Origin of the sequence: Pseudanabaena sp. UWO310, from assembly GCF_006861605.1 — a bacterium.
Taxonomy (GTDB): Bacteria; Cyanobacteriota; Cyanobacteriia; order Pseudanabaenales; family Pseudanabaenaceae; genus Pseudanabaena.
Window position 1 is genome coordinate 1 of the sequence record NZ_SELU01000049.1, and the last position, 13,107, is coordinate 13,107.

The 13,107-nt window shown below is 43.3% G+C and carries 16 protein-coding genes and 1 pseudogene; 4 read left to right on the forward strand and 13 right to left on the reverse strand.

Features of this window, described 5'->3' with window-relative positions:
• Positions 1-209 (forward strand): annotated as a pseudogene (locus PseudUWO310_RS23970) (DDE transposase); the annotation flags it as partial.
• Here the strand turns inward: PseudUWO310_RS23970 and PseudUWO310_RS15780 are convergent.
• From PseudUWO310_RS15780 to PseudUWO310_RS15795, 4 genes are all read right to left on the reverse strand, one after another.
• Complete coding sequence (locus PseudUWO310_RS15780; protein WP_223805694.1) at positions 186-386, reverse strand: transposase; 201 nt, start codon at positions 384-386, stop codon at positions 186-188. The pseudogene PseudUWO310_RS23970 and the gene PseudUWO310_RS15780 overlap by 24 nt on opposite strands.
• Positions 387-543: 157 nt before the next feature.
• Positions 544-729 carry a hypothetical protein gene (locus PseudUWO310_RS15785; protein WP_142602916.1) on the reverse strand — a complete coding sequence of 62 codons (186 nt, stop codon included), beginning with the start codon at positions 727-729 and terminating at the stop codon, positions 544-546.
• Positions 730-875: 146 nt separating this feature from the next.
• A complete protein-coding gene (locus PseudUWO310_RS15790) occupies positions 876-1,115 on the reverse strand; it encodes a DUF1902 domain-containing protein (protein WP_142602919.1) in 240 nt (79 codons plus the stop codon).
• Positions 1,116-1,133: 18 nt separating this feature from the next.
• Positions 1,134-1,403 (reverse strand): hypothetical protein, encoded by a 270-nt coding sequence (locus PseudUWO310_RS15795; protein ID WP_142602934.1) that lies wholly within the window; start codon positions 1,401-1,403, stop codon positions 1,134-1,136.
• A gap of 82 nt (positions 1,404-1,485) precedes the next feature.
• Here PseudUWO310_RS15795 and PseudUWO310_RS15800 point away from each other — a divergent pair, with 82 nt between their 5' ends.
• Positions 1,486-2,043 carry a heat-shock protein gene (locus PseudUWO310_RS15800; protein WP_142602937.1) on the forward strand — a complete coding sequence of 186 codons (558 nt, stop codon included), beginning with the start codon at positions 1,486-1,488 and terminating at the stop codon, positions 2,041-2,043.
• Between the two features lie 181 nt (positions 2,044-2,224).
• On the opposite strand, the gene PseudUWO310_RS15805 is transcribed toward PseudUWO310_RS15800, so the two are convergent.
• The 8 genes from PseudUWO310_RS15805 to PseudUWO310_RS15840 all read right to left on the reverse strand — a co-directional run bounded on the left by PseudUWO310_RS15805 (position 2,225) and on the right by PseudUWO310_RS15840 (position 7,943).
• Positions 2,225-2,581, reverse strand: coding sequence for a DNA adenine methylase (locus PseudUWO310_RS15805; RefSeq protein WP_142602940.1), 357 nt, complete (start codon positions 2,579-2,581; stop codon positions 2,225-2,227).
• 117 nt (positions 2,582-2,698) lie between these two features.
• Positions 2,699-4,216: a F0F1 ATP synthase subunit alpha gene (atpA, locus tag PseudUWO310_RS15810; RefSeq protein ID WP_142602942.1), complete on the reverse strand. Its 1,518-nt coding sequence runs from the start codon at positions 4,214-4,216 to the stop codon at positions 2,699-2,701.
• 175 nt (positions 4,217-4,391) lie between these two features.
• Positions 4,392-4,949, reverse strand: a complete 558-nt coding sequence (atpH, locus tag PseudUWO310_RS15815; RefSeq protein ID WP_142602945.1) for an ATP synthase F1 subunit delta — start codon at positions 4,947-4,949, stop codon at positions 4,392-4,394.
• 8 nt (positions 4,950-4,957) lie between these two features.
• Positions 4,958-5,491 (reverse strand): F0F1 ATP synthase subunit B, encoded by a 534-nt coding sequence (locus PseudUWO310_RS15820; RefSeq protein WP_055074097.1) that lies wholly within the window; start codon positions 5,489-5,491, stop codon positions 4,958-4,960.
• Between the two features lie 68 nt (positions 5,492-5,559).
• A complete protein-coding gene (locus PseudUWO310_RS15825) occupies positions 5,560-6,057 on the reverse strand; it encodes a F0F1 ATP synthase subunit B' (protein ID WP_009628630.1) in 498 nt (165 codons plus the stop codon).
• A gap of 239 nt (positions 6,058-6,296) precedes the next feature.
• On the reverse strand, positions 6,297-6,542 hold the full coding sequence (gene atpE / locus PseudUWO310_RS15830) for an ATP synthase F0 subunit C (protein WP_040689330.1): 246 nt from the start codon (positions 6,540-6,542) through the stop codon (positions 6,297-6,299).
• A gap of 100 nt (positions 6,543-6,642) precedes the next feature.
• Complete coding sequence (gene atpB, locus PseudUWO310_RS15835; protein ID WP_009628632.1) at positions 6,643-7,416, reverse strand: F0F1 ATP synthase subunit A; 774 nt, start codon at positions 7,414-7,416, stop codon at positions 6,643-6,645.
• Positions 7,417-7,496: 80 nt separating this feature from the next.
• The gene (locus tag PseudUWO310_RS15840) at positions 7,497-7,943 is read right to left on the reverse strand and encodes an ATP synthase subunit I (RefSeq protein WP_142602947.1); all 447 of its coding nucleotides are present in this window, start codon (positions 7,941-7,943) and stop codon (positions 7,497-7,499) included.
• Positions 7,944-8,321: 378 nt separating this feature from the next.
• On the opposite strand from PseudUWO310_RS15840, the gene PseudUWO310_RS15845 reads away from it, so the two are divergent.
• The gene (locus PseudUWO310_RS15845; RefSeq protein ID WP_009628634.1) at positions 8,322-8,927 is read left to right on the forward strand and encodes a hypothetical protein; all 606 of its coding nucleotides are present in this window, start codon (positions 8,322-8,324) and stop codon (positions 8,925-8,927) included.
• A 45-nt stretch (positions 8,928-8,972) separates the two neighbouring features.
• On the opposite strand, the gene PseudUWO310_RS15850 is transcribed toward PseudUWO310_RS15845, so the two are convergent.
• A complete protein-coding gene (locus PseudUWO310_RS15850; protein ID WP_142602949.1) occupies positions 8,973-10,655 on the reverse strand; it encodes a S8 family serine peptidase in 1,683 nt (560 codons plus the stop codon).
• A gap of 462 nt (positions 10,656-11,117) precedes the next feature.
• Between PseudUWO310_RS15850 and menE the strand changes: the two genes are divergently transcribed.
• Positions 11,118-12,704, forward strand: coding sequence for an o-succinylbenzoate--CoA ligase (gene menE, locus PseudUWO310_RS15855; protein ID WP_142602952.1), 1,587 nt, complete (start codon positions 11,118-11,120; stop codon positions 12,702-12,704).
• Positions 12,705-13,107 lie beyond the last annotated feature (403 nt).

A 13,107-nucleotide genomic window follows, 5' to 3' on the forward strand; every position in this document is an offset into this window, starting at 1 on the left:
GCTTTTGTGAAGTTCATGTCAATACGATGGAAGGCTTTTGGTCGCTTTTACGCTCTTGGTTACGACCTCATCGTGGGATTTCTCAAGAAAAGTTACCTTTGTATTTGAGCTTCTTTGAGTTTGTTCACAATGCCAAGAGGAGGGGTAAAGCTTTGCTGAGTGCTTTGCTAGACTCCCTACTTTCTTTACCTCCCCGAAACACCTATTGAGCCACAAGTTTTACACTGGTATCGTTGGCGAGCAGGCTGTGTTTCATCTTTGCCCCGCTTGATCACCGCTAAGCTTTGACATTTTGGACAGCATACTCCTCTTGTCCATCGCATCTGACGCACTGTTTCGTAGCATTTTTCATCATCGATTAGATGGGTTAAGTTCACACTCAGCATAGTAATCGCTGCTTTTGGATTTCGCTACAATATTATCAATTTCTGCCTTTCTTGACCTCCCCGAAACACCTATTGAGCCAAATTTTATTGGTGCAAGGGTTTTTCTTGTTTTTGGCCTTTTTTCTTGCATCTTATCAGCTTTTGCAACCTTTGGAAGCTACTGATTGCAACTGTTTCTGCCTTTTTCAGCAAGCCCTAAATAGGGCAACCAATGACTCAGACTCGCACTTCCTGATTGCAATATCGCAGCTACAGACTCCGCAAATCCTTGGAGATGTCGCTTATCTTTTGGCTTGAGCCATTGACGCAGTTGTTGTTCTAGCTGAAGATATAAGTGGGGCATGGATAAGATCTTTTGTTGAGGAACTTGAGTATCTCATCTCTTGCCCCTTTTATCCCTCTTGTCTCATTCTGAGACTCTATGCCTAGCAACCTTTTCCAGACTTTTCTGCACCACTAAGATTCGGGGGTAAAAGAACTTGCCATTTTTTAAGCCACCTGAATTAACTCTTGCCGATGAGTTATTAATTCAAATGCGATATTTTTGCTGTTCTCAATAACCATCTGATGATTAGCCGTAAGCAATTCGGGAATCATCTGTTTAAGTTTGTTAGTCAGGCGATCAAGGTTATCAGCTTCTGTCACCAAGCCAATAATATCTGAACTTTCAGCAACCCAGACCTGAGCTTCTTGATCCCAAAACGCCTCTATCTTGTAATGACTGGTCATGTAAAACAACCTATTAACTTAGTTTTTATTATAGCGATTGATGAAGATGCGATCGCCATTTTGAGCAGCAAGCATTGCATTCATATGAGTAAAAGTTCGATCTAGCTCCCCAATACTTTCTAACTCAGGAATTTCTTCAGTAGAAAGCATCTCCACTTTTCTTTTCTCAAGAAGTGACTCCATCCGATCCTGTAGGCGATCGCTAAACCTAAAGAGACTTAGATTCCCGACTTTCTCAACGCAAATCTCATGAATTAGCAATGACGGTTTGACAAGTGTTGCAGTCATAATTTGGTACTGACCCCTTTCAATGACTTAAAAAGCATTACTCTCAATATTACATAATTTTCTTGGTCAATATTTGGATCGGATGAGCAGAGATTTTAAAACAGTTAAGACAGAAGTTACAGCTTGGAAAAATTTTACACTAGACGATAAAGTTTACGACCTATCTCACCTTAATGCTCACTGGGTTCAATATATTGACGCGAAAGAGCCAAACAATCCAGTGACATATCGGTTTATTGTTACCTATGGCTTACATTGCTTTACCAAAGACTCTGAAGACCTTTCGAGCGAAGAATTACAGGCACTGAACTACAAGGCTCCAAGAGAATCAAGAGCATTTAACCTTGAAAGGTATGAACTCTCCAAATATTTACCGAAAATCATAGAATCCTTAGGAGAGCGATCAACGTTAGTTTGTCATGCAGGATATGGAAAATTTGCGATCATCAAAGTTATAGACTCACGGGGCAATGAAATCGATTATTTTGTTGTATTTACAGTATTCAAAGAAGAAAAGAAGCTCAGATTACATGTCCAGAGCGCTTACCCGAAATATGAAGGTGTAGGGAAAATTAAAAAAGTCAGCTTCTTCGTCATAGCCAGAAACTTATTAAACAACAAAAAATTACCATCCCCATAAATAACAAAGACCCCTTAAGGAGTCTTCGCCAAAAACTATGTTTTGAGTATATTTTTTGGTATTCAGAACGTCTTTACTGGACTTGCCTCAACCCCTAAAGGTAACGGGATGTCATACTAAAAAAGCATGTCTGCTGCATCCTTTCCAATATTATAACGCTTTTTTGTTTGGATCAAGATGATTAGCGGCAAGTAATTCGGGAATCATCGCGCACATCCCTAGCGGCTCTAGGCGGATGATTATAACCATAGGTTTCCTTCAGATCCTCATGCTGCTCATTCCATATACTTGCGTAAGTGTCAGCAATCTCACACGGATCATCAATAATCAACTGGAGTAATTCTATTAGGGGCTGATTAAGATCATTTAACCAAAATCTTTGTGCATATTGCCTAGCCGATGCTGCGATACTAATTGCTCCAGTCCCCGCAAAAGGTTCAACCAGTCTATCTATTTTGTCAGGAAAAAAGCCAAGAATAAATGAAGCGAGATTTCTCTTGCTACCCTGATATTGAACTGGGTGAGGTAAATTAGACATCGAAGTACAAAAGACTACTTGATTAGCAGCATATCACAGAGTTTAGAATTTCATTTTCAATAAAACTTCAATAAAAAAGAGGGCATACGCCCTCTTTTTTATTTGCTTGTTTGTGGATTAAACAGAAGCTAAAAAGGTCTTCTTGTATTCAACAAGTGCTTCCTTCAAGATTTTTTCTGCTTCATCAGAGAGCTTCTTCTCGGACTTGATGATTTCGCCGTACTTGGGCTTGCTGGTTGCCAAGTAGTTACGCAGACCCTTATTGAATGCGCCAACTTGATCAACTTCGAGTTCATCAAGATAGCCATTAATTGCGGTATAGATAATCGCAACTTGGTCGCCTACGGGCAATGGCGAATATTGAGGCTGCTTAAGAATTTCGCGGAGGCGTTGACCACGGGCTAGTTGAGCTTGAGTGGTTTTGTCCAAATCAGAGGCGAACTGAGCGAAAGCGACGAGGTCATCGTACTGAGCTAGTTCCAGTTTGATCTTACCTGCCACCTGTTTCATTGCCTTGATTTGTGCGGCGGAACCAACACGGGATACCGAGATACCAGGGTTGATCGCAGGACGAATACCAGCATTGAAGAGGTCAGAAGACAAGAAGATTTGACCGTCGGTAATCGAAATTACGTTGGTCGGAATGTAAGCCGATACGTCACCCGCTTGAGTCTCGATGATCGGCAATGCGGTCATCGATCCACCGCCGAGTTCATCACTTAACTTCGCAGCACGTTCGAGCAAGCGAGAGTGTAAGTAGAATACGTCTCCAGGATAAGCTTCACGACCTGGTGGACGACGGAGCAAGAGAGCCATTTGGCGATAAGCTTGGGCTTGCTTAGACAAGTCATCATAGACGATCAAAGTGCCTTGACCTTTGTACATAAAGTACTCAGCCAATGCTGCTCCAGTGTAAGGAGCGAGGTATTGCAAGGTGGCAGGATCGTTGGCGCTTGCCATAACGACGATCGTGTATTCCATTGCGCCGCTTTCACGAAGCTTGTTAACAACGTTCGCAACGGTAGAAGCTTTTTGCCCGATCGCTACATATACGCAGATACAGTCCAAACCTTTTTGGTTGATGATGGTATCTACCGCAACAGAGGTCTTACCTGTTTGACGGTCACCAATGATCAACTCGCGCTGACCGCGTCCGACGGGAATCATCGCGTCGATCGCAGTAATACCCGTTTGTAGGGGTTCAAATACGGATTTACGAGCAATAATGCCAGGAGCGGGAGATTCAATTAAGCGAGATTCAGTTGCTTTGATTTCGCCCTTACCATCAATAGGTTGAGCCAAACCATCCACAACGCGACCAATAAAGGCTTCGCCTACGGGAACTTGGGCAATACGTCCAGTTGCCTTTACTGAGCTACCTTCAGCGATCTTGCGACCTTCACCCATCAACACAACACCAACGTTGTCTTCTTCAAGGTTCAGCGCAATGCCGACAGTACCATCTTCAAATTCCAGCAACTCGCCAGCCATGCACTGTTCCAAGCCATAGACACGAGCGATACCGTCACCGACTTGCAGGACAGTACCAACGTTGGAAACTTGCAGCTCTTGGTTATAATTAGCAATTTGCTGCTTGATAATATTGCTTATTTCGTCAGGTCTGATGCTAACCATAGTTGTGTTTTACCAGTTATCAGCGATCGATTTGTTTTGAATATTTGGGATTTAGCTTTTAGCTTTTAGCTTTTAGCTTTTAGCTTTTTTGGGATTTGGTAATTGGTAATTGGTGATTGGTGATTGGTAATTGATAATTACTTTTTCCCTTTTACTTTTTCCTTTTTCCCTGAGATTAAACGCCTGCGGTGAGGCTACTCTTTAATCGGCGTAGTTGTCCACGAATGCTGGCATCAACGACTTGAGAACCAACTTTAATGATTACGCCACCAATTAAATCAGGATTAACAGTTACGTCAAGGTCAACGCTTCTAGCGCCTGTCATCGCTTTGACGCGATCGCGAATGCTATCTTCCTGAGATCTACTCAATTTTAAAGCAGTCGTAATTTCAGCAAGAGCTACTTGATCGATTACACGCAATAGAGCTTTGAACTCATTAACGATTTGTCCTAAGAAGGCAATACGTTTGCGATCAACTAATAGAAGCAAAAAGCTTTTGGTAATAGAGCTTACCTGAGAACCAAACACATTTTCTACTACGCCTTTTTTGACATCTGCGCCAATTAAAGGGCTAGCAAATAATTGACTTAACTCCAAAGAATCAGTCAAAGTATCGCCAATCAGGCGGACATCTTTAGCGATCGCATCTAAGTTTTTCTGCTCTTGTGCCAAGGACATTAAAGCCTCAGCATAGGGAGCGACGACAGCTTGACTAACAGAATTAGATTTCATGTTTTCTCCTAGTCAGAACTTAAAAGGGCAATGCTACGGTCGATCAGTTCGACTTGAGCGGATTCACTCAAACCGCGATCGAAGTAAGACTGAACGCTAGCAAGGGCTTTTTCGGCAACTTGCTGACGCAGTTGCACGATTACACGATCTTGCTCCGTGGCAATCTCTTGGTCGGCAGCTTCTCGCAAACGAGCAATATCTGCATCAACCGTCGCCAAAATTGCATCAGCCGCGTGTTTGGCATCAGTTTCAGCTTGTTTGCGTAGGTTTTCAGCCTCGGTTTTTGCCTGAGCTAATTTGCCTTGCTGCAAAGCAAGCTTATCTGTTGCTTCCTTTTGACGCTTTTCTGCATCAGCGATCGCCGACTGGATAGACTCCAAGCGAGCCGAGAGAATTTTGCCTAAGAAACCACGACCTGCATAGATCAAAAGACCGATAACGATCACTAAGTTGATCAGGTTAGTTTCCAGAATATCGGAATTAATACCGAAGCCTGAATGTTCGCCTGCTTCACTTGCAAGTAAGACGAAATTTCTAATCATAAAGGTTGTTTCTATTACTCAATACCAGCCAGAATCCAGATAGAAACTATCTATGAGGATCGTCAGAACTAGGATTTAACTAAGTTACCTAGTAATTTTTCTAGAACTTGGCGACTGAGCGACTCTACTTCAGCGTCCAGAGATGCGGTCGCATCTTGTTTTTGCTTTTCGATTTCTGCTTTAGCTGTAGCAACTTTTGCTTGAGCTTCAGCCATCGCAGCATCAATACGTTCTTTACGAATCTTATTTGCTTCCGCTTGAGCAGTTGTTAAGATGTTCTGAGTTGCCTTACGCGCAGAAGCAAGCTCTTGCTCATATTGCTTAACAGCTAACTCAGCTTTTTCTAGACGTTCCTTTGAGCCAATAATCTGTCCTCTAACATAATCATCACGATCATCGATCGCCTTAGTTAAAGGTTTAAAGAAAATAACGTTCAGAAGCGCTACAAAAACAACAAATTGCACTGCCATAATTGGAAGTGTGGCATTGATATCAAACAAGCCGCCTTTATGTTCTGCCGCTTCCGCAGCGATGAGAACAGTTGAGAAAAGGTTCCAAATTGTCATAGGTATGTTGCTAAAAAAGCACTTTTGTGGAGCATTTGGATAAATGCTGTTACTGAAGGTAGCGATCTAGATGGACAAAGAAGCCAAGAATTAAAGGAAAAGCTCGACTTTCCAACTTAGCTTCTTTGCTACACTAGCTCTTTACTACACTAGGCACTCAAGAGAAGGCATTCAGGAAATGCATTCCAGAAAAAGCATTCAGAAAAAGGCATTCCAGAAATGCATTCAAAAAAAGGCTATTAGGCGAAGGGGTTAGCGAATAGCAATACAAGTGCAACAACCAGACCGTAAATGGTAAGAGCTTCCATGAAAGCCAAGCTCAACAATAGGGTGCCACGAATTTTGCCTTCAGCTTCAGGCTGACGAGCAATACCTTCTACAGCGCGGCTAGCAGCAGTACCTTGACCAATACCAGGTCCAACTGCACCAAGACCAACGGCAACGCTAGCGGCGATTACGGATGCTGAAGCTACTAATGGATCAATCACGTTCTTTTTCCTTCTTAGATTATTTTTAAGTGTTTACAAATATGGGAAACAAATATGGGAAAACAATTTCCCGAATCAATCGTTTGAATTAACGAGCTTAATGCTCATGTCCTTCATCACCATGTCCCTCCATCGCTTCACCGATGTAAGACGCTGCCAAGGTCGAAAAAATCAATGCTTGGATGGCACTGGTAAATAATCCCAGAATCATCAATGGCAGAGGTACAAACAAAGGTACGAGGAGAACCATGACCCCCACAACTAGCTCATCGGCGAGGATGTTTCCGAAAAGACGGAAGCTTAGCGAAAGGGGTTTTGTGAAATCTTCAAGAACCCATAAAGGAAGGAGAAAGGGAGAAGCTTGGATATATCTAGTGAAGTATTCCAAACCACGCTTGCTCAATCCAGCATAGAAATAGGCTAAGGAGACTAATAATGCTAGGGCGATCGTGGTATTGATGTCGCTTGTCGGGGCAGCAAGTTCGCCCTCGGGCAATTCGATCAATTTCCAAGGAACTAGCGCTCCTAACCAGTTCGATACGAAGATAAACAAGAATAGACTACCAACAAATGGCACCCATTCTCTGTAGTGCTTTTCGCCAATCTGGTCTTTAGCGATGCCCTGAACGTACTCCAGAGCATATTCCATGAAATTTTGAAAACCTGCGGGAACACGTTGGTCAGCTTTAGCGGTGCTAGATCCGATCAGTGCAGCAACGAGTACTGCTCCCATCACAACCCAGCTCACAATTAAAACTTGACCATGTACCGCTAGATTACCGAACTGCCAATAAAAGTGTTTGCCCACTTCTAGTGCGGCAAGACTGGTTTGGTGACTAACTGAATAGCCAAAAGATACTGGATCGATCATGTTCGATATGTTACAACCTGTAGGAGGTTAAATCAGCGAGAATGGAACCCAATCCTCAAGTTTTCCTCAATCTCGGTCAATTAGCCTTTGCGCAAGTCTTGGCTCAGGTCTTGGCTCAAGTCTTGGGCAAGAATTACTAAAACAGCGACTTTATAGGTCATAAAGCCTAAGAATGCAGGCAAAATCTCCAGTTGATCGGACTTAGCAGCGATCGCCATCAAAAGTACGAACAGCCCAAGTCGCGAAAATCCGAGTCGGTTGGATTCACCACCCAATCGATCTACGCTTTTAGCTAGCATTCTGAAGTAGACAGAGCCAACTAATGCGCCGACAGCATAACTGAGGGCAATCTTCCACCCGTACCAAAACCATACCGCTAAGCCAATAACAAGCCCAGAGATGAGGGTAATTACTAACAGCCTAAGCTTGAGGCGATTGTACTCTTCCATGCCATCAACAACTGATGTGGATGAGTTTTTTACAACCGTCTGTGCGACTGTACTGTTTTTTGCGGGGATGATCTTCACTGTTGACCCTTAGAGGTTGACCTATAGCGACTGCTTTTTAGCAAAATTTGCTGACTGTTTGAGTGAAGAACTAGTACTTGAGATAGTACTAAAATGGGTGTCCAAAAACTTGGATGTAGCTGCCTACACCGTTGCTAAGCATATCACGCAAGATGTCACATTTGCTTTACAACTCTTCAACAAATAAGGCGCGAACCATGGCAAAGTGTCCCTAACATACTTTTGGGGATACTTTTAATAGTTACTTCGTCTGTGCTGGGGTGTTACGATAACAAAAAGTTTTAGATAAATGCTTTTCACTTTTTTCAAGTTAAAAGCAACCCCCAAGTATTCAGCTAAAACTTATTCTTTCTTGTGAGCATCCAGAATTTGCAACCTATGTCCACATCCTTTGCTAAGCCTTGCTTCTTTCAGATTGCCTTTCAAGCCGCAGCTTTATCTTTGATCTCTTCTGCGACTTTGCTCCCTCTAAAGGCGATCGCCCAAAATGCTTCACCTCAGCCACCCAAAGTTCAACCTACGCAAGCTCAGCCCGTAGAGGCAACTAAGCCCAATTCTCTAGAGAATAGTGTGTTTAGTATTGCAGGGGGGCAGAGGTTGATGGCAGAGTCAATGACCGCAGTTAGCCAGCAAAATTACGATCAAGCTGTATCTAAGTTGCAAGATGCCCGTCAAGTCTTTAATCAATTATCCAATTTTTATCAGGAGCTAACGACCAGCTTTTCAGGTATTGACAATCGCATTTCTGATAGTCATCGTCGTAAGGCTCTACAGGCTGCACAGTTGCGTGATGAGGCGACCTACCAACTTGCTGTGGTTTATCGGGCGAAAAATCAACCAGAGCTATCTGTGCCTTTGTTAATTCAATTGATCCGTAGTCAAGCGCCTACTCGCGATCTCGGTCAACAGGCTTATCAACAATTGTTTGAGTTAGGTTTTGTTGATGCCCAGTACCTCCCTCCTAGCGCGACTACCCCTAAGTAATTCAAGTAAAAAAAGGGGCGCTAAGCGCCCCTTTTTTAAGGATGTTTAAGATTTTTTTGCCCACCAAGCTAAGCCGTAGCGCTGGCTTGTGGTATTGGTTTGGGGGGATTTAAATACCACCCGCAGTTTGTATTTACCTGTGGTGGGAATTTTTACAAAAATATGCTGTAAGTTGTCAACTTGACTGGTAGATGACCAAATACTTTGGGAAATATCGTTATCCTGCGATCGCATTAAGTACAATTCGATTTTATTAAAGCCCTCATCACTAAAGCTTTCACCGATATCGTAGAGGCTATTGCCATTTTTATCGTTGAGTTTAACTTGACGATCCCAAGTTAGGGTCGCCGCGATAAAGCTGTCGGCTAAGAGCGGCTCGCTGAAAATATAATCTTGAAAATTATCGACATCGACAAAATTGGTATCCCAACCGATCGCTTTGATGGTTGCCACTCCATTTTGGGGTGATTGCTGTCCTGCTTGGTATTGCAGCAAAGCTCGGCGAGCATTGAGTTGTCCTGCGCCAAGACTGCGACTGAGCGGCACTACCCGACTGCCATAGGCTTCACTGTCGAGCCATGTTTTGCCAAAGGTATCGAGAATAGTTTTAGACATACCAAGGTTTTTCCCATCACCCCGATCTTGAATTTTATCGGCGGAGTTGATGAGGACAGCTTTGAGTAACTCATGCCGACGCGCCTCAGCGCTCCATTGTCCAATCTCAATCTGGCGATTGGCGTACTCATGGAGGAGGGCGATCGTCCCGACTACGTGGGGCGCGGCAAAACTCGATCCGCTAGCATTTTTAAATTTGCCTTGTAAATTGGGGAGTTTGAGGTTATTGCCTGGAGCAAGCAGAGCGAGCGATCGCCTGCCATTGAGGGGACTTTCGACACCTGCCGTCCATTTTCCATCTTTATTGAGGTCAGTAAAAAATTCCCCCTGCTCGTATTTACCAGTATTACTGCGATCGATAAATGGCTCATCGATCAGGTTGCCACGATCAAGCTGACGATAAATACCCTCAACCTCATGGGTAAAGCCCACGGTAAACCCATTAAAAAGATCGGTGGGAATGGGAATGCCGCCTTTACCTTGGTTTCCTGCAATTATCGGTAGGGTATTGTAAGTAGTTGCCAGCCAATCGACGCAGAGTGTAAGTAGAGCATTGCCATCAAGTTGAGGATTGGGGCGCGGATCTTCGCTGAGGAGTTCGCCAAAGCTGAAGTTAATCGCCCGCACAGTACTGTTGTGTTGTCGCGCAATATATTGGGCGGCGAGACAGGCTTCTGGTTGTCCGTCTTGGCGACGTTGGGAATAGGCGGCAGAGATCAGTTTGGCATTGGGCGCAATCCCTCGGTAAGTTTTATCTTGACTAATGATGACTGCGGCAACCTGCTCAGAATGATCGTCAATGTTGCGATTGGGAACAGCCTTACCATCGCGAAAAAAAACGGCATAGGGCTGCACGATCGCGCGATCGCGCAATAAAAGTTTGTTAAAGAGTTTATCTACGGCAAAGCGTAATGGACGACTCAACTCGACTTGCCCCACAAATACATCTTTGCCCGTGAGGTTGTAGGGAGAATTTTGCAAGCTCCTTGCATCAATACCTTGGCGATCGGCGGACTTGTCTAAAGTCCATCCTGCGGGACTATTCGCCAAAATGGTAATACAAGTAGAGATATTGACCAAAATCCCAACAACGCACCGACCTGAGCTACGCATTTTTCTTCCTTTGATTCCCTATGGATTGGCTATACAGCAATCCTAAATGATTTATGGGAGGCTTCGACTTCGCTCAGCCATCCTATACCTATAGCTGAGCGAAGTCGAAGCCCCATTTTTCTCGTAAAATTAAAAACTAGATCTAAAACCTGCGGCGCAGGCTGTGCCTGCGCCGCAGGTTTTAGATTTGGATTTTAATTATGCTGAAGGCTGGGCATAATTAAAACCCAGAATCAAAAGCTGTAGCGCACGCTGCGCTTGCGCTACAGCTTTTGGGTTTTATATTTAATTCTACCCAGCTACTTATACCGAATTACTTACTAAGTAGCTAGGCATAATTAAAAACCAAAACCAGAGAGCATACCGCCCGCTGCGCGGGCGGTATGCTCTTCTGGGTTTTAAGTTTACTTATGTCTAGCTACTTAGGATAGTCATAAATTTCAAACTACTGGCAAAATTTTTATGAAATTCCCCAATTGGCTATCACAACGGGCTGTTCAGAAGAAAGAAGCGATCGCTTTGAGCTTCAGAGATGGGGTTAATTTAACGGCAAGCACTTGGACATACGCCCAATTAGAGGAGGAAGTCAATCTATGGGTAGCCCAACTGCAAGCATGGGGAATTAGATCGGGCGATCGCGTTGGTCTATTACTCGCAAACCAGCCTCGATATATTACGCTCGTCCATGCGATGACTAGATGCGAAGCCGTGGCAGTCTTTCTCAATATTCGGCTAACGGCTAAAGAAATAAACTGGCAAATAGAAGATAGTCAGGTCGGTTATTTGCTATATGACGAATTTACGCGATCGACTATTCAAGAATTTAAGAATTTAGAATTTGAGAATTTAGAATTTGAGAATTTAGAATTTAAGAATCCCATTGAAGTTAGTTATTTAGACATCTCAGAAATAGACTACTCATCCCTAAATTCTCTATTTAGAGATCGTTGCAATCCATTAGAAAAGAGACAGTTTGGTAGTGAAAGTATCAATCTGGAAAATCTCCAAGGAATTTTTTATACTTCTGGAACCACGGGTAAACCCAAGGGCGTACCATTAACCTATGGCAATCACTTCCATAGCGCGATCGCTTCTGTTTTAAATCTAGGATTGCAGTCCGATGATAACTGGTTGCTATGTATGCCCATGTTTCATGTGGGGGGCTTGGCGATCGTCTGGCGAAGCGCCATCTATGGAATTAAGTTAACGCTATTACCAAAATTTGATGAGAGGGATGTACTAGAAGCGATCGCCTCCGAACGGGTAACACTTATTTCTCTAGTGCCAACCATGCTCACAAGGCTGTTAGAGCATTCTCTTTGGCAAAATTTACAACAACTGCGCGGTCTTTTGTTGGGTGGCGCACCTGCAAGTCCCGAACTCATAGCTCGCTGCCAGCAATTGAATTTACCGATTATGCCCACCTATGGCATGACCGAAACTGCCTCGCAAATCACCACTCTCCGCACCGAGGAAATCGCGCTCAAGCAGGGATCTTCAGGGCTGCCGCTATTGGGCAATAGTCTGCGGATAGTCGATATCGATGACGCTCAACGCGAACTTCCCTCTGGCGAAATCGGACAAATTTTAGTGCAAGGGGCAAGCGTTATGTCGGGATATCTACAGACCGATCGCCTGCAAGCTCAATCTCAAGGGATTGCCGATGGATGGTTACATACAGGAGATATGGGCTATCTCGATAGGGATGGATATCTCTATGTTGTCAGCCGTCGTTCCGATCTAATTATCAGTGGTGGCGAAAATATTTATCCGACAGAGATCGAGGCAATTTTATTATCTCATCCTGCGATCGCTGAAGCCTGCGTGGTGGGTATAGTAGATCGTGAATGGGGGGAATTTGTCGCGGCTATATTAGTCACTAATCACAATAGCCATCAACCGACATTAACAGAAATCAGAGATTTTTGCGAGCAGAAATCTCTAGCACGATATAAACTACCCAAAGAAATTTATGTTTGGAAATCTTTACCAAAAACTGCATCGGGAAAATTACTACGCCAGCAAATTCGTAACCAAATAAATACCTAGATATTTATCTAGATAAATACTTAGATATTTATCTAGATTATTAATATAAAAATCCTGATTTTTTGGCTGTAGATTTCACTCAAAAATGTCATCCTACCGTAAAAATCATGAGCCCACAAAAGGATTTAGATTTAATTTCGGATTGCAATACTTATGATTTTATATAAGTAGCTGGGCGCAATTAAATATAAATAAATCTAAAAGCCCAAAACCTGTAGCGCAGGCTGCGCCTAAGCTACAGGTTTTGATTCTGGGTTTTTAATTATGCCCAGCTACTTAATTAAAGGATAAAGCTTAAAGAATTTTACGGAATCAAGCAATATTGGCAAAAGGATGTGAGCTTTAATTGAGGCTTTAAATTCATTGATGATTCATCACCAAGAAAGCGAGCCCAATTAGATTA